Here is an 18539-nt window from a genome sequence, read left to right as displayed (position 1 = left end):
ACATGTTCGATTCCGAAATCCTTCTCCCGGATCTCTGGGACATCCTGGGCGCAGTCCCGGTGACGCTCGCGATGGCGCTCGCGATCTTCGTCCTCTCCACGATCATCGGCAGCCTGTTTGCGATGGTCGAATACAGGCGGATACCGGTGCTGCGGGAGCTCGTCGTGGCCTACAAGGTTGCCTTCAAGGGCGTGCCGATGGTCATCGTGATCTTCCTCGCCTACTACGGCCTGCCGCCGACGCTCCAATTCCTGTCCTCCCTGGTCGGGGTGGAATACAACGGTCACTCGACGCCCAACTGGGTCACGCTCATCGTCGCGCTGACTCTTTGCGTCGCCGCCTTTCAGGCGGAGGTCGTGAAGGGCGCCCTCAACTCCTTCGACACTGGTCAGGCGGATGCGGCCTACTCACTGGGCTACAAGCGCAGCCAAGTCTTCCGACGGGTCATGCTTCCCCAGGTTATCGTCGCCGCAATCCCGGATCTCGCCAACTCCATCATGGTCATCATGAAGGCGCTGTCGCTTGGGTTCGCCATCGAGGTCGTCGATATCTTTGCGCAGTCTCAGTTGACCGCCGCGCTGAACTTCTACTACCTCGAAGCCTTCCTGATCGCCGTCGTGGTCTACATGGTGATCGCCTATATCGTCACATATGCCGCCGACAGGACGGAACGAGCCCTTAGAGTATGGGCCTGAAAATGCTTCAGGCAGTGCTGGGCACAAGAGGCTTCAGACCCGGTACTGCGATATCCTAATGATGGCGGCTCGTTCATCGACCCTCCGGTCGGGCCGATCACGCTGGAACAGGCAGCGGCTCTCGCAGGATCGTGTCGGCGACGCCGACCCACCGCCGCTCGCGAGCTTAGTCATTCTATAAGGCATTGGGCACGAGAGGTCCCTCGTACCTCTCCACCGCACCTCCCTCAAACTATTGACGGAATTGGCAGACCCTGCAGAAGGGCGCACCATGCGATTCTCCTGGTGGGCTCTGCAGACACTGCAAGCATCTTCCTTCCGAGGAAGCGACCCGGACTAAAGTCCGGGGGTAGAGGGATGTCGGATACAGAGCGTCGCCATGGAGATCCAAGATGGAGTTTCGCCATGAGCAACAAGCAGCACAGCTCACACTCACCGATCGCCATGGACCTGACGGTTGTGGCGCTCGTGGCATTTCTCGCAGCCATGCTGTACGTTTTCGGATCGCAGATGTCGGGCGGAACGACGAGGTTGACCGATAGCGTCCATGGCGCTGTCGTTTTCGATACGCGGGGCACGCAGGACTAGGTGACTGAAATTTAGCCAAGGCCTTGTCAGATCCTCATTCGTCTCCGATACGGTGAACAGCGCCTTCGCTGAGTTACATCTCTCACCTCAATTCGTGGAGAATATTTATCCACGATTCGAAGATGTGTCAATTGCGCGGGACTGCAGCGCTGACCACATAAACTTAAATGGCAGGCCGCGCGCCGGCATGGGCCCGACCTAAGAGGTCGCGGATCGCGGATTTCTGAAGCGGTCGAGGATTCCAGTATGGCCTTTCGAACACCTCCTCTACAGCAATCTCGATATCGGACGCCGACATACCGATGTCGGATAGTGCTCTTGGAGCCGCTACCCGGTTCAAAAGCTCGAAGAATGCTATCGGGGGATCGTCCGTTCGCAACGCTTTGCGGAGTTTTGCCATCGCATCTGGAACACTTGGCGCATTGTAGGCGAGTGCATGCGGTAGAATGATCGCGTGGGTTTCGGCGTGGGGGAGGCCGAATGTGCCGCCGAGGATATGGCAAAGCTTGTGGTGGAGCGCCATCCCGACTGAACCCAGGCATATACCTGACAGCCAAGCGCCGTAGAGAGCGTTCGACCTAGCATCCCTGCAAGACGGATTCTCCGCGATCAACGGCAGAGCCCCATAGAGTGCTTCTATGCCCTCGATTGCCATCATCGAGACGATTGGATTCCGTTCCTTGGCGTAGAGTGCCTCGACAGCGTGCGCGATTGCGTTGATGCCACTGGTACCCGACATGCCTACCGGCAAGGTCATCGTAAGATCAACGTCGTAGATCACGACTTCCGGTAATATGCGAGGGTTGCTTTGGGTGACCTTTTCACCGCCCTTGGTCTCTCCGAGGATCGGCGTCATTTCTGATCCAGCGTATGTCGTCGGCACAATGATCTGGTTGATATTGGTCCGCAGCGCGATGGCCTTGGACAAACCCGTCGTCGACCCACCACCGAGCGCAACAAGACAGTCGGCCTCCAGGGACATCGCCAACCCGACGGCCTGCTCAGTCACCGCCACAGGGGTGTGCATGACGGCTCCCGGAAAAACTCCGGCAACCTTCTCGCCGATCCCCGCTGCAAGTTTTCGCGCCTCCTGCTCCTGTGGAGCAGTCGAGAGAACCAGAACCCTGCTCGACCCAAGACGCTCGATCTCTTGGACAATCAGGGAGGCCGTACCGGATCCGAAAATCACACGGGACGGTTGGCCATTGTATGTGAACGTCTCCAGGGTCCTCATCTCCGTGCCTAAACCTCGTAATCGACCTGGTGACGCGCCGTTCGCAGGCCTTCGAGTTCGCTTCTTATCTTGAGATGGGCGGGATGTTCGGCATAACCAGCCAATGACGCCTTGTCTGAAAACTCGGAATAGAGGACGACATCGCACGCATAGGAAATGCCGCTGAAATCCACGCCCACTTCCAGTTTGAGCAATCCCGGCACCTGACCGATAAGCTCTTCGAACCGCGACTTTATCAACCAAGCCACAGCGGCTCGTTCTTCGCTGCTCTCACCGCGCGCATTCCACATGACGACGTGCTTGATCATTCGTGCCCCTTGCTTATTCGTCGTTAACGGCTGTTGCGGGAGCGTCCATTGGACGGTTTCATCCCGTTGCTCGCGGCCCGATTGGGAGCCAAGATGAAGTCGTAATCGGATCGCCACTTTGTCTCGCCACTATCAACAGGCACGAACGCCGCGACCAGCGATCGCTTCACGCCGAAAACGGTATCCGACTTCAAGTTTGCGTCTCCGCCAACGAATGTGTGTGTAACCAGTTTTTGAAAGCCATCCGCCCTGATCATGTAGTGCATGTGGGCAGGTCGATATGGATGCCTGCCCAGAGCCTTGAGCATCTTTCCGACTGTACCGTCGTCGGGTATCGGATAGGAGATCGGCTTAATGCCAACGAAGCTGTATCGCCCTTCTGCGTCCGTGAAGAACGTTCCGCGATTATTCCACTTGGGCTGGAGGTCCGGTTGCTGGACGTCGTAGAAGCCCTCGGCATTGTCGGACCAGACGTCAATTCGCGCGCGTTCAACGGGATTCCCGTCAAGATCGAGGACCCTTCCCTCGTACAGGCAGTCCTCGCCTTTTCCATCGAGCGAAATTCTGTCGCCGGCCTTGCGGATAGGCGCATCCTCAACGAAGAAGGGTCCCAACACGGTGTTTTCCGTGGCACCTTCAGGCCTGCGATTGTTGATCGCGTCCACCAGCATGGACACACCAAGCGTGTCGGATAGAAGAATGAATTCCTGGCGTTCCTGTGTGCAAAGCTGACCGGTCTGAGTGAGGAACGCAATCCCAGCTTCCCATTCGTTCTCGGACAGCTTTGTTTCTCGAACAAACGCGTGCAAATGCTTTACGAGACAGGTCATGATCTCGGCTAGCCGGGGCGGAACAGACGCCCCCATTCTGGCGTTGACGACCTCCGCTGAGTTCTCCTCAGTGAAAAAGGCCCCACGCGGTGCCGCAGCTTGAACATCGTGCATCGAACGAACCTTTATTGAACTGCCAGCAGAACGCCTTCGGCGCAAAGTCGCAGAGGACACAGACCACAGAGGCAAAGGGTTCCGCGCCGGCGGCCAGACGCGCCGGCGCGGGGTGGATCTCAGGCGTTCACTCTAACGCGCTCCCCCGAGGGTGCGATGTATCCATCGTGCACGTCCTGGGCCCGTGCATATTCGGGCTGGAAGCGCACGTTGGCGTAATGAGAGTTCTTTTCCGCCTCTTGCGCCCGCTTCCCAAGCTCTGCGGTGTCGCCAAAACCGAGCACCTCGCGAGCCAGGGCCGTGAGGGGGCCGTCGACGTGATATTCCGTCCTCTGCATCGTCAGCAGGTTGATAAGATAAAGCGGGGTTCCGTTGAACTTCTCGAACATTTCGTGGCGAGTACCCCACTCTGTGAGGAAACGCTCGCTTATCTGCCTGAAGATCTTGATGCGGTCATACGCGCTTATCTCAGGGCCGCGAAGCGCCTCCGCTAGTTTCGGCCCAATATAGGGATGTTCCAATTCCCGCTTCGTTGGCTGCAGCACGATCCCTCGACCGCAGAATTCGATCAGCATGTTCACCATTTTGGGCTGATGCTCCAGATAGTGAGCACGGCCAAAGTCGATATAAATGTTGTTCGGCTTGAAAAGACCGCCCGGTGTAGCGAAGCCGGTTTCCTCGGCCGCGAGCATGAAGGCGGTGCAGGTTTCACGGAACCGGATGAGTTCGGCCAATTGAGATTGCACGACCGGATTGTTGGCGGTGCCCAAAGACTGGGTTAGCAACAGCGCCAGACCGACCATGAGCTCGGCGTGGACGCAGTGCCGGATCTGCGTTTCCAGGTGCACCCAGTCAAACTGACGCTGAGGGTACCATTTGGCGTGATCAGGATTCCCGATATGTTGAACCTGGGACCAGGGGATCAATACATCGTCGAAATAGACCATGGCATCCAGTTCGTCGCCGATCGTCGCCAACGGGTGATCATATGGGTCCGCATCGGCCAGCACGCGCGACTCGCGGGCCACCACGGTAATGCCTTTGGTCGCGATCGGCACGAGAGCGTAAACCGTCTGCTCGGCAGTCTGGCCAGGCCGCCACAAATTTCCGATCAGGAGATGATTGACGAATGGGACGGAAGTGCCGATCGCCTTCCAACCTTTGACGATTATTCCCTCGTCCGTCTCGTCGACAATGCTGAGCATCGGCGTCTCTCCGAGCGCGTCGGCCCGGCTTCTGTCGAACTGCACGTCGACAAACATAGGCGAGATGGCGAGGTCTTTGCTCGTGACTTCGTCCCACTGCCGCTGGATATTACCGGAAAGATCCCGCTGACCCTTCTTGAACCGGGAATTCTTTGCCCAGGGCTCCTGGTCGTCGACCTGGGTAAACATGACGCAGTTCATGCCCATCGGTGGTCGCGTGAAGATACCACCCTTGAAGTGCCGGAAGATGAAATCGGCATACTTCCGCCGCCGGACCGTGTCCTCCTTAGAGCGGGGCAGGAACCAATGCATCGACTGGCGGTTGCCTTTCTCGTCGATAAACGTCGCGATGTCCTGATTCTTGGGGTCGAGGTGGAGGTCGTAGTATTCGGCGATTGCCTGCGCGTAACCTTTTGTTTTGGGATGCGTAGTGACGTCGTCGATGAGTTCACCACCCACGTAGACTCGACGATCGTCGCGCAACGATTCAAGATACTCTTTGCCTGTTCTCATTGTTTCTCCTCCGGTTTGATAGAAGTTAGCTGCTTCTGAAACGTCGACGCGTCCCAGTAGTCTTCGCTGCGTCGGATCCTGCCTTGCGCGACCCAGAGAACCTGCACGCCGCGCAATGCGATCGCTTGGCCCGTGGGCAAAACAGGCCCCATTGGCGCTTGAAGCGAGCCCCTCAGGGTGTACGCGACCGCGACTTCGTGGCACTTTCCGCCGATAATCGAGTGGATTTCCCAGGACGCATCTGGGAACCAGCCAAGAAACCTTCCGAGGCCCTCGCTGATCGCCATCGCCCCGATCTTGGGCTTGCCGTGCGCGACATCCTCGTGCGTGGCGTCGTCGTGGTAGAGCCGCGCAACCGCCTCGAGGTTCCTCCCGTTGTAGGCAGCGAAGAGTTTTTCAGCGATTGACGGCGGATCGTCTTCGTAGGTCATCACGCCACCGCCAATGCGAGCGTTACGCCATGCATATACTCGCCCTGTCCATACAGGAGAGGCTTTTTGGCGGAAGGAGCGAGTACCGACATAACCCTGCCCATGACCACCAGATGGCTGTTCACCACCAAGGTGGCCGTGGCACTGCAGTCGAAAGTAATGAGAGAGTTTTGCAGGACAGGCATGTGGATCCTGTCCGGATGGTCGCACCGAGAAACGACGAACTCCTCGATGAACTTGTCTTCGCGAGGACGTGAGCAGAACTGTGAGATCGCCAACTGTTCCTGGCTGAGGACATTGACAGCGAAGCGTTGCAACTTGGTGATGCAGTTCGCCGTAACTGTCTCGCGATTGACGCAGACAAGGAGGGTGGGCGGCTCCATGCAGACCGGAGTGAAGGCACTGACTGTCATACCCCAGGGCCGGTCCTCGTGCAGCGTCGTGATAATTGAGACACCGCCGACGACCTTTCGCATTGCCGACCGGAACGCCAGCGAGTCCGGACCGGCATCAAGCTCCCAAGGCGGGCAGTACTTACGATCGTGATGATCCTCCTGATCAACACGTTCATTCGTAAAATTGCGCATAAATCCTCCTTTGCGCGAGCAACGTTACTTGCCGCACACCAGTGCAATTTCCGACGTGTAGGTTTCTACTTTGGAGCTCCTGAGCATTACTTCCCAGGAGCGCAATCCCGCTTCTTATTTTTGTTGACAGGGATGTTACGCATCGGTCGTATAGTGTCCAATCGATAATTCGGAAGCCATCTATCCACCACATAAATACGTCGAACGGGGACGAGCAGTGAACTTACGTGGCGTCGATCTGAACCTTCTTGTGGTCCTTGACGCGCTATTGCGGGAAAGAAGCGTCAGCCGCGCGGGCGAGATCGTCGGTCTCAGCCAATCCGCGACCAGCGCTGCGCTTGGTCGACTTCGAGAAATATTTCACGACCCGTTACTCGTAAGGGTCGGACGAAACCTGGCGCTCACTCAGAATGCCGAGAACTTGATTGAGCCGCTCAGGGATGCCCTTAGCAAGATCCAACAGACACTCATGCAGAAGGGTGGCTTCGATCCGCTCAGCGACAGGCAGACGTTCACCATCAGTGCTTCGGACTATGCGGTTCTTGTACTCCTCAGTCGGCTCGTCAAGCGGTTGGAGGAAGAGGCTCCGAACGTAACCATCCATCTCCTTCCGCGGTCCCGCGAGAGGGAGAAGATGCTTGTCGAAGATCGAGTTGATCTCGTCATCGAGCCCAGCGAATTGCTGCCAAATACGGATTTCCCCTCGGAACCACTGATCAGCGACCGGTGGCTTTGCGCCGCGTCCGCGGGAAACAAAATCATCGGCGAAGCAGGAGCCCTGTCGATAGAGGATTTTCTGGCTGCGCCGCATCTAGCTTACGGTATTGGCATGGACCGCCAGTTCAACCTGGCGGATCAGCATCTCGCGCAACGGGGCATAGATCGCAAGATTGCAGCGACGGTCGAGAGCTTCGTGCTCGTACCGTTTCTTTTACGCGGATCCAACCTGCTTAGTCTGGTGCTGGAGCGAGCACTAGTCGAGCTTGCCGTCCCGGACGTCGCTGGCTTCGAGCCGCCGATAGAGCTGCCAGACATCCACGAGCGTATGTTCTGGCACCCTCGTCACACCAGTGACCAAGCCCACATATGGCTGAGAGGCCGCATCATGGACGCGGCTATAGGCATATCGACGGGCACTTCCAGATCCTGACCCCGCGCCGGGTGTAGGAGCAAACAAACGTTTGCCTTGCAAGCGCCAACGAAGGGGAGGACGGTAGGCCGCATGACAGCTAGGAAACCAACACGTCCCCGACCCAGATCGAAAAGGCCGAAGCATTCGCGAAGCTCCAACAGGGGCCTACGTTCGTAACCGCCAATCCTTGGGACGCCGGCTCGGCACGGATTCTCGCGGCCCTCGGCTTTCCGGCCCTCGCCACGTCGAGCTGGGCGTCTGCTGCTGTCCAGGGCAAACGCGATCGCGCTTTGACGCGTGAGGAAGCCTTGGAGAGCGCTCGCGCTATCGTGGAGGCGACCGAGCTTCCTGTTCCGCCGACCTTGAAAGCGGCTTTGGATCTACACCTGTCGCGGTTGCCCAAACATATCGGCTCGCAGCGAGCATCGGCCTCGTTGGCGCCTCTATTGAGGATGTCCCTCCGAGTAGCGATGGGCAGGAAAGCGGCCTGTTCGATATCGAGGAAGCCACCGAGCGCGTGGCTGCGGCGGTCGAGGCAACGCGAGGACTCGGGCACCCCTTTCTGATTTACTGCGCGGGCGGACGGCTTTTTCCACGGCAGAACCGATCTTGACGATGTCATCAAACGTCTTGTGGCGTTCGAAAAAGCAGGAACTGATGTTTTGATGGCCCCTGCCCTGCCCAGTCTGGATGCGGTTAAAGCGGTATGCTCTTCGATCACGAAGCCATTTAACTTTACAGCGGGCATCCCGAACGTCTCGCTGTAGCCGAGCTGAAGGCCGTCGGTGTGCGTCGGATCAGTCTTGCGCCCTCGCTCTACCGCGCTGCCATGGCGGGGCTTGTCACTGCAGCGCGCCAAATCAGAGACGAAGGAAGCTTCGGCTTTGTAGATACATTCCCACTGCCCTACGAGGAACTTGCGGGCTACATGCGCGCTTAGATGCGCCGAGCGCCAGGACCATTGTCTAGGCGGTCGAAAGCACTGAGCGGGCGGCCTGAAGTTCGAAAAACGCAGGCTCGGCGCTGTAGAGATTACAGATCGGTTCAATCACAGCTCGAGCCTCGATCTCGCGGCCTCGAGACAGCTTCAGGCGAGCAAGTGTTGTGGCCGCGCGAAGCTGCCAGTAACGCGCTCCCTGCTCCGTCGCCATGGTGACTGCCTCTGTGAGCTTCTTCTCTGCAGCAAGCATCGATCGATCGTCGCCCTCACGAATCAGAAGTTCCCCTTGAATTCTCAGGAGTTCGGGAGCGTGCCAGAGCAAGCCGTCGCGATGGCATTGTGCAATCGCCGCGTCCACTACAGCTGATGCATTCGGCGAGTCCCCGAGCGAAACCAAGGCATCCGCATAGTCGAGCAGAAACCCAGACCCGTGCGGCGCGAAGTCTATGACAAAGCTTTTTCGGCGCCTGTCCGGTGCAGTTCCTGGACGATCGAGGGCGACGCGCAACAAATTTGAACCAGCGAGATGATCCCCGCGCTTGATGAGCAGCGATCCTTGCAGGCAATCCGCAAAGCGCGCGAATTCGGAAGCCTCGCGATCCGTCGCAGCCGGGACTTCCCCTCGATCCGATACCATCGCGTATCGAACCCTGCCTCGCCCTCAGCAAGCAGAGACCCCCGAGGGATCCTAATCAAACGGTTGGTTATAGTCCGCCCGGTGGTGGCGACAAATTCACGATCAAACTTCGAGGCAAGGATGCTCATTGCCCTGGGCTAGGCGAAAGTGAGCGCGATGTCTTCGGTTTCATTGACAACGCGGAAGACGCATGTAGAAATTCACCTAGGCCTTATGCAGCCTGCCGCTCACGCCAAATTTGGTATGGTGAATGCATTTAAATGATACCCGTTCGACTTCCAGCCCCTGCGGCAGTCGGTCAGCAATGTGAGCTCTGACGCAATGATTGCCCTGGAGGAACTGGAATGCTTAGAACACTCAGTATCAAGGGCATGGCGAAAGCTCTACGGCAGGCCCTCAACGATCGCAAGATAGACCTGTCTCACAGCGATTGTTTGGAATTGATTGCAAAACAATTCGGCGTGAAAGATTGGAACGCCCTTTCTGCAGCGGTAGGGCAAGATGGGGGCGACAAGCCTCTTCTCTTCTCAATCATGGGCGATGAGATAAAGCTCCATCGAACGACGCAAAGTCTGGATGTGAACGATACCGACTTGTCGGGTTCACGTTTCAACGACGCGAATCTCTCAGGAACATCGTTCAATCAGATCAACTTTTCCGGTGCTAAATTCAACGACAGCAATATGACCGGGTGGTACGTGAATGACGTCAACTTGTCCGGCTCACGGTTCCAGAACATCAATCTCTCGGGGGTCACCTTTTCCAGTTGCCGTATACCCGGCGCTATGCTCGATGGGGTGTCGCTCGAAGAGATAGTTGAGACCTATAGAAAATCGCAGCTGTCCTGATCCTACCATGGACCATCCGAAAAGCGGATTTCCTTTGCTTCTCACTAAAAGGCTGAGCCTGCGCGAACCGGTTATGGACGACTGCGGCGCATTTCACGAACTGCTCATGCTTCCAGAGGTTACCCGCTTTTCGGACTGGCCTGAAATACCGAAAATGGCACAAACCGATCGCTCTATGCGGTGGATGTCTGAGGCATACACCAAAGGAAAGGGATGCGCCTGGATAATAGAAGATCGCGTTTCAGGCCGGACTTTGGGAGCTATACGCTTCAACCGTATCGACAGGCGTTGGAAGTGCGCTGAGGTCGGCTACGAAATACATCCCTCCGTTTGGCGGAAAGGGCTAATGACCGAAGCAGTGAAGGCCGTCACGACATGTGGCTTTGATCATTTTTCCCTGAACCGCATCGAGGCGTGGACACTGCCAGGGAACGCAGCGTCGGAACGTGTTCTGGGAAAAGCCGGGTTCCGATATGAAGGTACGCTTCGCCAAAAAGCGTGGTTCAAGAACGCTTTCCATGATTTCCGAATGTTCGGCTGCTTGGCCAGTTACCCGCCGACGCTGCCGTGAAAACTGTGACACCCAAAATCGGGCGCGAAGGCAAAGGGTGGCAAGGCGCATGAAGTTTGAGAAGTTTTTCATACCGTCTAGCGAGGCAGATGCCCGATTAGAAATTGTTGCAGCCGAGCCTCAACACGAGGGACCTTATCCGACGATCATTTTCAACCACGGCTCTACCGGACGGGGCCACAATAAGACCCTCTACTCAAGGACGGTGTGTCCAGCTATCGTAGCAAGCTATTTCACTGAACGGGGCTGGATGACCATTTTTCCGCAACGCCGAGGGAGAGGGAAATCAGGCGGAAGCTATGGGGAGGGACTAGCTTCAGACGGCTCCGGCTATTCCTGCAACGTCGAGATTACGATTGCGGGTTTTGAGAGGGCCGTTGAGGATATGGACGCTGTCGTGCGCCATCTGCGCGAGAGGCCCGATGTGGATCAGGGCCGACTGACGATCGGAGGGGTCTCGCGCGGCGGCATCTTGTCGATAGCCTATGCGGGTATGCGCCCGGCCACTTTCCAAGGCGCAATCAACTTCAACGGTGGCTGGCTCGGAAGAGCTTGCGCCACTCATGAAATCGTAAACCCGCTTATTTTTGAACGTGGCACACCTTCCGGAATTCCGACGCTTTGGTTGCACGGAATCTATGACCAGTACTATCGGATAGAGCACTGTCGAGAAAATTTCGAAAGGTTTCTATCGGCTGGCGGACAGGGGACGTTCATTGCTGCGCCCATGGGCCATGCATTGATGTTCAAGCCAGCTTTGTGGAAGGACCATCTCGATCAGTACATGGACGGCCTTTCCATGTCGCAGAAATCCTGATTTTTGATGCAAAACCCGACGCCTTGATCTTCAAGAAGAATTCTCTGTCGCAAAACTCCCTCGCAGAAGTCAGCATCTTGTGAGGGAATTTTGCGACACGTTCCATGTCCGCAAGGTCAGAGCGGGTCAACCGCAAGCTAGCGCGTACGACCAGTCGGAAAAGCAGCTACGCTTAGAAGCATGCGGGATGGCTGGTAGCTGCCTGGGAGGGGCCCGTCGTCCATTCCGAGGACGAGACCTTCCTGGATCTGGATGTGGGGGAAGCTCCCGCAGAGAACGTTAACGACTGACGGATGCGCCGTGGCCATCCTAGCGGATGAGATTCCGAAGCGTGACCGCGGGCGGTTCGCCGTCGCGGAACGGTTCCTCTCCGTATCGGATGGCGGTGCGTGCGATGATGTCGATGGCGTCGTCGGGCAGTGCTAGGACGCCGCGCAGCACGAAACGCCGTCGCTTCGCCTTGTCGCGCCATAATTCCGACCAAGCCTCCGCGAGTTCGCTTGTGCGGCCGGCGTGTTCGATGGCCCTAACCAGTTCGGCAGCCTGCATGCGGTCCTTGCTATCTTTGCCCGCCTCACCCGATGGGCCCTGCATCTGGCCGATGGTCACCTTGTGAAGCGCATAGCGGACCGGATCCGGTACTACGACAGCCACACCGTCTTCGTATAAGAGCGCTGACCGGATCGGGTTCCTGATGAGGAACTCCATCAGGTCGAGCGGCTGAAGCGCGGCGCCAGGCATGATCGGGATCGCGACTGGCGCTCTACGGTCCCGGTCTGAGTTCTCATGAGCCGTCAGGAGGTCAACTTTGTACTTGCTGGCGTTCTCGTAGCGCGTCGGCCCAGCGTTCGGATAACTCGGATTGAGCTTCCGCGCGAACGATGCATCGACCGATTTGAGAATGTCCTGAAAGTCTTCCAGCTTTTGGCCGGTGTGGCCCACGTGAAGCGCGATTTCGCGGTCTTGGGCAAGGTCGATGTCCTGAGTGCGGTGGAGGTCGCCACTCAGCTTGGCTCCGAGGATGCCGCCGTAGGCCTGGTACGCCACGGAGCCAACGAGGATCGCACCGGCTTGAAACAAGCCGGCTCTCTGGAATGCCTGCGTCAGTTTGCCTTCCATGGGATCGGGTGCCGGAAGGCCCGACCGGCGCAGCATGGAAGCTGTCTCCTTTTGAAGCCTATGACGCGCGTGTTCGTGGCCATGACGTTCGACCAGCGCGTCCACATCAGGATCGCCGACTAATCCGGCGTAGCTCGTTCGTCGGCCGCTGGTGACGGTCGAGTCGCGCATGACGTGATACCAGTACTCCTTCTCCCCGCGCTTCAGCTTGTGAAAGGTCCCTTTCACGGGAAAGCGGGCGTTGAATGCTTTTTCATGTGCGCTTTCCACGAGATCGGCGAACGCGATGTTCAACGAAGGAGCCAGAGGCTGCATGTTGTACCTTGCTAGTCATTTGCCATATGTTTAGCAACTCTATTGCTAGACCTTTGGCATATGTTTAGCAAGTTGAATAATGTTGTCTGCCCGGAATCAATTGCCTCATTGTCAATACGGTCAACTACACAGGCCATTGGAATTTACGCTTGAGCCGTCGTTGTCTGCTACGCTTTCAAAGCGGCGACTACGCCCCCTTCGCACGATCCTGACTATTGAAGACCGAGAGCACTCCGCTACTTGCTCCCTTTTCGAGGGAGGCGGCCATGCACGACACCGATCTTCTAATTCTCTCCAGGGCCGTTAGGCAGTGGTATCAGTACTACGACGTAGTTCCGGATGAACAGGCATCCACCTTGCTTAACCACGCAGCAGTCGAACTTTTCGACCAAGGCCATCGGTCAGTTGAAGGCATCGCCACGGTACTGATCGAAAACTTCGTTGGCCCGTCGACGATGAGGACGAACGCACACACTTCGAACACGATCCAGTAGATGCCCGCCAGAGATGGGAAATGTTACTGACGTCTGGAGCGTTGCCTAGCAGGATTTCATTCTCGGCTCCCGGCCTGAAGACACAATGGATCGCCGCGGCCAGAGAAAAGGCCCCAAACTTTTCGACGATGCGGGCGTCCACGCGGCGATGACACTAATCAAGGACATGCCGACCAGCGCGTGCCCTTATCCTGAACGCTCCGAGAAAGACTAACATGACCGGTTGCGTCGCAGGCATTTACTTCAAAATCCGCGCACTCCCCTGTTTTCGCCCGAACCAGTTCCGCCAGCCACCGCGCCCGTCCTATGTCTGGAACCGGGAGCGCTCCGATGGCAGCACGAAAATGCGCCAGCGGGTGGCCGCAGCAGTAGGGAGACCGAAGTCGGTGACCTCTGTCTGCCGACGCCAGCGACAAATGGCGAGCCCCATGGTGCCTGAGCTTTCGGCAGCAAGCTGCAGCCCACGAGAGGCAACCATCGGGAACCGCACCACCTCGCCCACTACCGCTCCAAGTCCGCCGAACCGCAACGCCTCCTCGAAGGAGGCCAACACGCCTTCTTCCTTGCCCCTTCGACATAGATCACCGGATCCGGCTGTAGCCGAACCTGGGCAAGCGCGCCGCGAAGAGATCGGCGCGCGTAAGACACCAGACGATCTTACCTAGTACGAGCGGCAATGCCTGCAACAACGAGCGCAGCGGCCGCGGCATTGCTCCGCCACCCGCGAATTCGTAGACTGCACCGTAAGACAGTCCCCCGCCGGTATTCATCGATTTCGCAAATAGCGAACGGCAGGACGTGTCTGCGCCGCGCACGTCCGCCCTTAAGATGCTAGATGCGCTCTCGGAGTGCGGCGACAACTTGGTTTGAGTTCGGTTTTGCCATCTGTCGAATAGTCAAGGCAATTGACGACTATGGCTGCCGAGCAACATGTCGGATTTCCGTTCCGTCATATGCGGCATTTCTTATATGAGAGATATTGCCGTTCCGTTGGGCGTCCTCGTAGGCTCCGACTTCAATCGGAAAGAGGGACCGATGCGGCGGATCGAATTGGCAAAACCGATACTAACATCGAAGATCACGGAGATGATCGATCGCATCTTGAAGTGTTGGTGCGACGAGAACGGCTATCGAAGAGGAAGCGCTGAAGCCGGGCGGAAGGCAAAAAGCCTAGTTCAGTGGCTCGAACTTGGCGTCACGGACGAGGTCGAACTCTCAAACCTGATCCGCGACGACATCGTCATCACCACTCGCCAAGTTCGAGATACCAACGGCTAAGGGGAGCCGACCTTCTGCTTGAAGGCGCTCATAGCGGGACACGTTCGCCAGATAGCGGAATAACGGTGATCGGAATATTGCCTGGCTTGGGACACACCGATGCCTGCAAGCGCATTGAGGCCATTCAGATCGACTGGCTGGCAGCGGCGTTAGCGTTCGCCGACATGACGTCGACGACGGTCAACTTGGTGAGATCGAGGTGCCTGTGGCGCTGCCTGCAGTATTGAAGGAAGCCGGCCTCGAACCAGGTGCGAAGACGTCAGGCCGAGAGCGACACGACATCTCCTACCCGGAGCAACCCCTCTTGGCTCGCGCGGCAGTAGACACCCATGTTTCGATTGCCGAATTTCATCACATTTCGAAGGATTTCCGGATCGTTCTCCAGCCCTTCCTGAGCAATGACAGTGAACCCGCATCGTTTCGTCGGCGCGATCACTTTTCCGGTTATTTCGCCAAGACGGATCGGCGCCCCGATCCAGCTTAGTTCAGGAAAGCCGCTGATATCGGCCTCCGCCTCCGTAAAGATGTTCGGGCGAAATCTCCGCCGGTCGGGATTACCGGCCGGATGAAGCGACTTCAGATGGTCGACCGACGCACTCGTCAGCAGGTGAAGAGGAGACACCTCGTATCTATCGACCGCGAAGATCGTCTCGGCGCTCTCGTGCGCAAAGCGCTCATAAGGCCTCACCACCACTTCGAACTCGAAGAACGCCGTTAGGGCGCCCGCGAGCTGTGGTTCATCGACGGCGAGCCATTGATGACCGGGCATTTGTACCTCAACGGTGCCGTCCGTCGCCGTTCGCGACTTCACATAAACGGACTTTTGCCAACGCTTGTCGCGCTCGGGATGGGCAACGACGCCCGTCGAAACGTCGACGAGTGCATACCGCCGGTCGCCGTCCATTCCGTCACCGGACACCTTGACCGCGTCGACCATTTCGCCGGTTAGTGAGCTGACTGGATAGCGCCAGAGCTCTCTGATCACTCCTACCGATCGCATGTCTACCGCGCTCCCGCCGAGGTCGCGCGCACCTGCGAGGGTGTCGCCCCGAAGATCCGCTTGAAGGCGCGCGCGAAGTGGGAGGCGTTCTCGAAGCCGACATCGAGGGCGATCTCGATCATCGGAAGCTTCGAGTGGGCAAGCAAGACCTTCGCTCTCTCCATTCGCACACGTTTATAGGCTTGAGCCGGTGACATCCCGGTCTTCTCCAAGAAAACCCGTTCGAGCTGCCGCCGTGAGAGCCCAACGGACGATGCAAGAGCCGGTATGGATATGCCGTCTTCCATGTTTTGTTCCATGGTGATCATGACGGCTCTTACGCGGTCGTCGTCGTAGTTCTCGTGGAGCGGCCTGCGGGGCTGCACGTCTCCGGGCGACCGAGCCTTTTCAATCTGCAGGACTTCCAATGCATTACGCTCGGCCTCCCGGCTGATGTAGCGCCGCACGAGCAGCGCTGCCATGTCCGCCGCACTGCTTCCGCCCGCGCAGGATCCACGCCGCCGATCGAGATTGAACAACCGGTCCGATCGCACCGGAAGGCCGGGAAATCGTTCCTTGTAGGCCTTTGCGTGAAGCCAGCTCACGCAAGTCTGGTGGCTCGCCATCAATCCGGCGTCGGCAAGAATAAAGGTTCCGGTGCAAAGTCCGATCAACGGAACGCCCTGGGACGAAGCACGTTTCAGGAACACGACGGTCTCCTGGTCCACCGGCCGTTCAACCGTCAGCAAACCACCGACAACCACGATGTAGTCGAACCGGGATGGATCAACGAAGTCAGAAGTTGGCGCCACCTGGACGCCGCAACTCGATGCGATGAGGTGGCGCGTGCTGCCGAGTACCTGCCAGTCGGCGAGCACACGCCCGGATCGATCGAACTCGTCGCTTGCGAGACGCAGGGTGTCAACGAAGAGGGCGAAGGCCGAAAGAGTGAACGACCGTGCCAGGACGAACCCGACTCTGAGCTGCTTAGGGGTCGCAGCAGCCTCTCCGGATCGAAGATCCTCGGGTCTCATCTTGATGGTCTCCTGTCTGCTGGAGCGTGATATTCACTTGATCTGGCAGCCGTGGGCAAGCGGATCCCGGTCATCGACGAAGATCGTGTTGTGGCCGATGACTCGCGCCACGCCGCCAATGCTCGGAGGCTGTTTCTCATATACGTTTCCTCAAGTCAGGCCGCCCGAAGCGCCCCGTCGCGATTGAGAAGACTGCGGCTCAGCCGGTCGAGGAGGAGCGCGACTGCGACGATTGCGAGCCCCGCGCGCAAGCCCAAGCCCATTTCCATACGCGTCAGACCACGTGTCACCTCGGCACCAAGTCCACCCGCCCCTACCAGGCCTGCCAGAACGACCATGGCCAGCGAAAGCAGAATGCATTGATTGAGGCCGACCATCAGCGTCTGCTTGGCCAGCGGGATTTCTATCTTCCAAAGCACCGAACGAGGATGGGCGCCGATCGCGCTGCCAAGCTCGATGAACTCGCGCGGCACCTGGTTGAACGCCAATGTTGTCAGTCGCAGCATCGGGGGAATGCCGTAGACGATCGTGGCGATGATCGCCGGGACGCGCCCGAGGCTGAAGATCATCACAGCGGGGATCAGGTAGACCCACGGCGGCACAGTCTGCATAACGTCGAGGACTGGTCGCACTACGGCTTCAAGCGTCTTGTGGCGCGAGCAGAGGACGCCGATGGGAAACGCGATCAGCACTGAGATCAGAACGGCAACGGTCACGAGCGCAATCGTCTGCATCGACGCCGTCCACAGCCCGACGATCAGGCAGAATCCCAGGCACAGGCCCGCGAGGATTGCCGCTCGCAGATTCACTGCCAAGAATGCCGCGACGACGACAATCGCAATAAGGGCATAAGGCGGCACGAAAAGAAGCGCGGCTTCGATTGCCGACAGGACGGCCTCCACCACATAGCTGATCGCGGAGAACAGGGGATGCAGGTTGGTGTTCAACCAGTCAACCGCCGGAGCAAGAAGAGCACCTGGCGAAAACTGCAAGATCGAAGGATTCATGACTGCCTCCCTGTTCCAAGCCGGGCCGCGCTCTGCGTTATGCGGTCGAGCACCATTGTCAGGACGACGATCGCGATCGCCCCGTTGATAGACGTCGCGATGTCGAGCGTCCTGATCGCGCCATAGATCGTCTCTCCAAGACCACCTGATCCAACAATCCCTGCAATGACAACCATGCCGAACGCCATCATCAGGCTCTGGTTGATGCCAGCCATGATGCTGGGAAGGGCAAACGGCAGGCGGATCTTGAAGAACATCTGGCCCGGCGTGATACCGCTCGCTTCTCCCAATTCGATGAACGCCTTCGGCGTCATGCGAATGCCGAGCGACGTCAACCGGATCGCCGGCGGCATCGCAACCACGACGGTGGCAATCAAGGCAGTTGCGGGGCCATATCCGAGCAAGGCAATCGCCGGCAGGAGGTAGATGTAAGGCGGAAGCGTCTGGATCAGATCGAGGCCCGGTTCCATGAAGCGATCCAGTGCCGTGAAGAAACCTGCCGCGATCCCGATCGGAATACCGATCGCCAGCGCCAGCACCGTCGCCGTTAGGACAAGCGCAAGGGTGCTCATCGTCTCCGACCAGAGCCCCATCGAGAAGCAGAGCATCAGTGCGACGCCGCCCAGGATAGCGAACCAGGCATTGACGAGTCGCCATCCCACCAGTGCCACGACGATCGCAACGACATAGAACGGCGGGAGTTCAAGGAGCCAGAGAATTCCATCGTAGAGCCCCTCGAGAACCCATCTGACAAAGTCGAAAAGGGATTCGCCGTTGTCGCCTACCCATTCGAGCGCTGCGTCGGTCCGTTCGTCGAAGGTATCGGTGAAGCTTGAAATGTCCATGTCACTCGGCTCCCGTTC

At 58.0% G+C, this 18539-nt stretch carries 21 protein-coding genes and 3 pseudogenes; 10 read left to right on the top strand and 14 right to left on the bottom strand.

Features of this window, described 5'->3' with window-relative positions; genetic code table 11:
- Positions 1–2 precede the first annotated feature (2 nt).
- Both ACSQ9D_RS06120 and ACSQ9D_RS06115 read left to right on the top strand, forming a co-directional pair.
- Positions 3–695, top strand: coding sequence for an amino acid ABC transporter permease (locus ACSQ9D_RS06120; RefSeq protein WP_436281523.1), 693 nt, complete (start codon positions 3–5; stop codon positions 693–695).
- Positions 696–1100: 405 nt separating this feature from the next.
- A complete protein-coding gene (locus ACSQ9D_RS06115; RefSeq protein WP_037117571.1) occupies positions 1101–1283 on the top strand; it encodes a hypothetical protein in 183 nt (60 codons plus the stop codon).
- A gap of 163 nt (positions 1284–1446) precedes the next feature.
- Here ACSQ9D_RS06115 and ACSQ9D_RS06110 read toward each other — a convergent pair whose 3' ends face one another.
- From ACSQ9D_RS06110 to ACSQ9D_RS06085, 6 genes are all read right to left on the bottom strand, one after another.
- Positions 1447–2517: a maleylacetate reductase gene (locus ACSQ9D_RS06110; RefSeq protein ID WP_436281522.1), complete on the bottom strand. Its 1071-nt coding sequence runs from the start codon at positions 2515–2517 to the stop codon at positions 1447–1449.
- A gap of 8 nt (positions 2518–2525) precedes the next feature.
- On the bottom strand, positions 2526–2825 hold the full coding sequence (locus ACSQ9D_RS06105) for a Dabb family protein (protein ID WP_436281521.1): 300 nt from the start codon (positions 2823–2825) through the stop codon (positions 2526–2528).
- Between the two features lie 23 nt (positions 2826–2848).
- On the bottom strand, positions 2849–3769 hold the full coding sequence (locus tag ACSQ9D_RS06100) for an intradiol ring-cleavage dioxygenase (protein ID WP_436281520.1): 921 nt from the start codon (positions 3767–3769) through the stop codon (positions 2849–2851).
- Between the two features lie 119 nt (positions 3770–3888).
- Positions 3889–5487 (bottom strand): 4-hydroxyphenylacetate 3-hydroxylase N-terminal domain-containing protein, encoded by a 1599-nt coding sequence (locus ACSQ9D_RS06095; RefSeq protein WP_436281519.1) that lies wholly within the window; start codon positions 5485–5487, stop codon positions 3889–3891.
- The gene (locus ACSQ9D_RS06090; RefSeq protein WP_436281518.1) at positions 5484–5918 is read right to left on the bottom strand and encodes a nuclear transport factor 2 family protein; all 435 of its coding nucleotides are present in this window, start codon (positions 5916–5918) and stop codon (positions 5484–5486) included. The genes ACSQ9D_RS06095 and ACSQ9D_RS06090 overlap by 4 nt, the downstream gene beginning before the upstream one ends.
- A complete protein-coding gene (locus tag ACSQ9D_RS06085; RefSeq protein ID WP_436281517.1) occupies positions 5918–6505 on the bottom strand; it encodes a flavin reductase family protein in 588 nt (195 codons plus the stop codon). Before ACSQ9D_RS06085 ends, ACSQ9D_RS06090 begins: the two co-directional genes overlap by 1 nt.
- A gap of 217 nt (positions 6506–6722) precedes the next feature.
- Between ACSQ9D_RS06085 and ACSQ9D_RS06080 the strand changes: the two genes are divergently transcribed.
- The 3 genes and pseudogenes from ACSQ9D_RS06080 (at position 6723) to ACSQ9D_RS06070 (ending at position 8404) form a co-directional block, all read left to right on the top strand.
- The gene (locus ACSQ9D_RS06080) at positions 6723–7655 is read left to right on the top strand and encodes a LysR family transcriptional regulator (RefSeq protein WP_436281516.1); all 933 of its coding nucleotides are present in this window, start codon (positions 6723–6725) and stop codon (positions 7653–7655) included.
- A gap of 107 nt (positions 7656–7762) precedes the next feature.
- Positions 7763–8250: pseudogene (locus ACSQ9D_RS06075) on the top strand (isocitrate lyase/phosphoenolpyruvate mutase family protein).
- A 7-nt stretch (positions 8251–8257) separates the two neighbouring features.
- The gene (locus ACSQ9D_RS06070) at positions 8258–8404 is read left to right on the top strand and encodes a hypothetical protein (RefSeq protein ID WP_436283773.1); all 147 of its coding nucleotides are present in this window, start codon (positions 8258–8260) and stop codon (positions 8402–8404) included.
- Positions 8405–8602: 198 nt separating this feature from the next.
- Here the strand turns inward: ACSQ9D_RS06070 and ACSQ9D_RS06065 are convergent, their stop codons facing one another.
- Positions 8603–8827: a hypothetical protein gene (locus ACSQ9D_RS06065; protein ID WP_436281515.1), complete on the bottom strand. Its 225-nt coding sequence runs from the start codon at positions 8825–8827 to the stop codon at positions 8603–8605.
- A gap of 731 nt (positions 8828–9558) precedes the next feature.
- On the opposite strand from ACSQ9D_RS06065, the gene ACSQ9D_RS06060 reads away from it, so the two are divergent.
- From ACSQ9D_RS06060 to ACSQ9D_RS06050, 3 genes are read left to right on the top strand one after another with little or no spacing between them, the layout of a single operon-like run.
- On the top strand, positions 9559–10062 hold the full coding sequence (locus ACSQ9D_RS06060; protein ID WP_436281514.1) for a pentapeptide repeat-containing protein: 504 nt from the start codon (positions 9559–9561) through the stop codon (positions 10060–10062).
- Positions 10063–10069: 7 nt separating this feature from the next.
- Positions 10070–10633 (top strand): GNAT family N-acetyltransferase, encoded by a 564-nt coding sequence (locus tag ACSQ9D_RS06055; protein WP_436281513.1) that lies wholly within the window; start codon positions 10070–10072, stop codon positions 10631–10633.
- Between the two features lie 49 nt (positions 10634–10682).
- On the top strand, positions 10683–11450 hold the full coding sequence (locus tag ACSQ9D_RS06050; RefSeq protein WP_436281512.1) for an alpha/beta hydrolase family protein: 768 nt from the start codon (positions 10683–10685) through the stop codon (positions 11448–11450).
- A gap of 309 nt (positions 11451–11759) precedes the next feature.
- Here ACSQ9D_RS06050 and ACSQ9D_RS06045 read toward each other — a convergent pair whose 3' ends face one another.
- The gene (locus ACSQ9D_RS06045; RefSeq protein WP_436281511.1) at positions 11760–12863 is read right to left on the bottom strand and encodes a GSU2403 family nucleotidyltransferase fold protein; all 1104 of its coding nucleotides are present in this window, start codon (positions 12861–12863) and stop codon (positions 11760–11762) included.
- Between the two features lie 287 nt (positions 12864–13150).
- Between ACSQ9D_RS06045 and ACSQ9D_RS06040 the strand changes: the two genes are divergently transcribed.
- A complete protein-coding gene (locus ACSQ9D_RS06040) occupies positions 13151–13378 on the top strand; it encodes a hypothetical protein (RefSeq protein ID WP_436281510.1) in 228 nt (75 codons plus the stop codon).
- Positions 13379–13536: 158 nt separating this feature from the next.
- On the opposite strand, the pseudogene ACSQ9D_RS06035 reads toward ACSQ9D_RS06040, so the two are convergent.
- A pseudogene (locus tag ACSQ9D_RS06035) lies at positions 13537–14263 on the bottom strand (ImuA family protein).
- A 150-nt stretch (positions 14264–14413) separates the two neighbouring features.
- Between ACSQ9D_RS06035 and ACSQ9D_RS06030 the strand changes: the two are divergent.
- On the top strand, positions 14414–14656 hold the full coding sequence (locus ACSQ9D_RS06030; protein ID WP_436281509.1) for a hypothetical protein: 243 nt from the start codon (positions 14414–14416) through the stop codon (positions 14654–14656).
- 259 nt (positions 14657–14915) lie between these two features.
- On the opposite strand, the gene ACSQ9D_RS06025 is transcribed toward ACSQ9D_RS06030, so the two are convergent.
- The 5 genes and pseudogenes from ACSQ9D_RS06025 to ACSQ9D_RS06005 form a co-directional block, all read right to left on the bottom strand.
- Positions 14916–15656: an MOSC domain-containing protein gene (locus ACSQ9D_RS06025; protein WP_436281508.1), complete on the bottom strand. Its 741-nt coding sequence runs from the start codon at positions 15654–15656 to the stop codon at positions 14916–14918.
- 2 nt (positions 15657–15658) lie between these two features.
- On the bottom strand, positions 15659–16669 hold the full coding sequence (locus ACSQ9D_RS06020; RefSeq protein WP_436281507.1) for a GlxA family transcriptional regulator: 1011 nt from the start codon (positions 16667–16669) through the stop codon (positions 15659–15661).
- A 33-nt stretch (positions 16670–16702) separates the two neighbouring features.
- Positions 16703–16795: pseudogene (locus ACSQ9D_RS06015) on the bottom strand (4-hydroxyproline epimerase); the annotation flags it as partial.
- Between the two features lie 29 nt (positions 16796–16824).
- Positions 16825–17676 (bottom strand): ABC transporter permease, encoded by an 852-nt coding sequence (locus tag ACSQ9D_RS06010; protein ID WP_436281506.1) that lies wholly within the window; start codon positions 17674–17676, stop codon positions 16825–16827.
- Positions 17673–18521 carry an ABC transporter permease gene (locus ACSQ9D_RS06005; RefSeq protein WP_436281505.1) on the bottom strand — a complete coding sequence of 283 codons (849 nt, stop codon included), beginning with the start codon at positions 18519–18521 and terminating at the stop codon, positions 17673–17675. Before ACSQ9D_RS06005 ends, ACSQ9D_RS06010 begins: the two co-directional genes overlap by 4 nt.
- Positions 18522–18539: the final 18 nt, after the last annotated feature.

It is taken from the genome of Rhizobium sp. LjRoot258 (assembly GCF_964254185.1).
Taxonomy (GTDB): Bacteria; Pseudomonadota; Alphaproteobacteria; order Rhizobiales; family Rhizobiaceae; genus Rhizobium.
Note: the sequence above shows the minus strand (reverse complement) of the source record. Positions and strands in the feature narration are given on the sequence as shown.

Excerpts from the sequence above, each read along its gene's own strand:
- ACSQ9D_RS06120 (WP_436281523.1), top strand. The coding sequence starts at position 3 with ATGTTCGATTCCGAAATCCTTCTCCCGGATCTCTGGGACATCCTGGGC.
- ACSQ9D_RS06115 (WP_037117571.1), top strand. The coding sequence starts at position 1,101 with ATGAGCAACAAGCAGCACAGCTCACACTCACCGATCGCCATGGACCTG.
- ACSQ9D_RS06110 (WP_436281522.1), bottom strand. The coding sequence starts at position 2,517 with ATGAGGACCCTGGAGACGTTCACATACAATGGCCAACCGTCCCGTGTG.
- ACSQ9D_RS06105 (WP_436281521.1), bottom strand. The coding sequence starts at position 2,825 with ATGATCAAGCACGTCGTCATGTGGAATGCGCGCGGTGAGAGCAGCGAA.
- ACSQ9D_RS06100 (WP_436281520.1), bottom strand. The coding sequence starts at position 3,769 with ATGCACGATGTTCAAGCTGCGGCACCGCGTGGGGCCTTTTTCACTGAG.
- ACSQ9D_RS06095 (WP_436281519.1), bottom strand. The coding sequence starts at position 5,487 with ATGAGAACAGGCAAAGAGTATCTTGAATCGTTGCGCGACGATCGTCGA.
- ACSQ9D_RS06090 (WP_436281518.1), bottom strand. The coding sequence starts at position 5,918 with ATGACCTACGAAGACGATCCGCCGTCAATCGCTGAAAAACTCTTCGCT.
- ACSQ9D_RS06085 (WP_436281517.1), bottom strand. The coding sequence starts at position 6,505 with ATGCGCAATTTTACGAATGAACGTGTTGATCAGGAGGATCATCACGAT.
- ACSQ9D_RS06065 (WP_436281515.1), bottom strand. The coding sequence starts at position 8,827 with ATGCTTGCTGCAGAGAAGAAGCTCACAGAGGCAGTCACCATGGCGACG.
- ACSQ9D_RS06060 (WP_436281514.1), top strand. The coding sequence starts at position 9,559 with ATGCTTAGAACACTCAGTATCAAGGGCATGGCGAAAGCTCTACGGCAG.
- ACSQ9D_RS06055 (WP_436281513.1), top strand. The coding sequence starts at position 10,070 with ATGGACCATCCGAAAAGCGGATTTCCTTTGCTTCTCACTAAAAGGCTG.
- ACSQ9D_RS06050 (WP_436281512.1), top strand. The coding sequence starts at position 10,683 with ATGAAGTTTGAGAAGTTTTTCATACCGTCTAGCGAGGCAGATGCCCGA.
- ACSQ9D_RS06040 (WP_436281510.1), top strand. The coding sequence starts at position 13,151 with ATGCACGACACCGATCTTCTAATTCTCTCCAGGGCCGTTAGGCAGTGG.
- ACSQ9D_RS06030 (WP_436281509.1), top strand. The coding sequence starts at position 14,414 with ATGCGGCGGATCGAATTGGCAAAACCGATACTAACATCGAAGATCACG.
- ACSQ9D_RS06025 (WP_436281508.1), bottom strand. The coding sequence starts at position 15,656 with ATGCGATCGGTAGGAGTGATCAGAGAGCTCTGGCGCTATCCAGTCAGC.
- ACSQ9D_RS06020 (WP_436281507.1), bottom strand. The coding sequence starts at position 16,669 with ATGAGACCCGAGGATCTTCGATCCGGAGAGGCTGCTGCGACCCCTAAG.
- ACSQ9D_RS06010 (WP_436281506.1), bottom strand. The coding sequence starts at position 17,676 with ATGAATCCTTCGATCTTGCAGTTTTCGCCAGGTGCTCTTCTTGCTCCG.
- ACSQ9D_RS06005 (WP_436281505.1), bottom strand. The coding sequence starts at position 18,521 with ATGGACATTTCAAGCTTCACCGATACCTTCGACGAACGGACCGACGCA.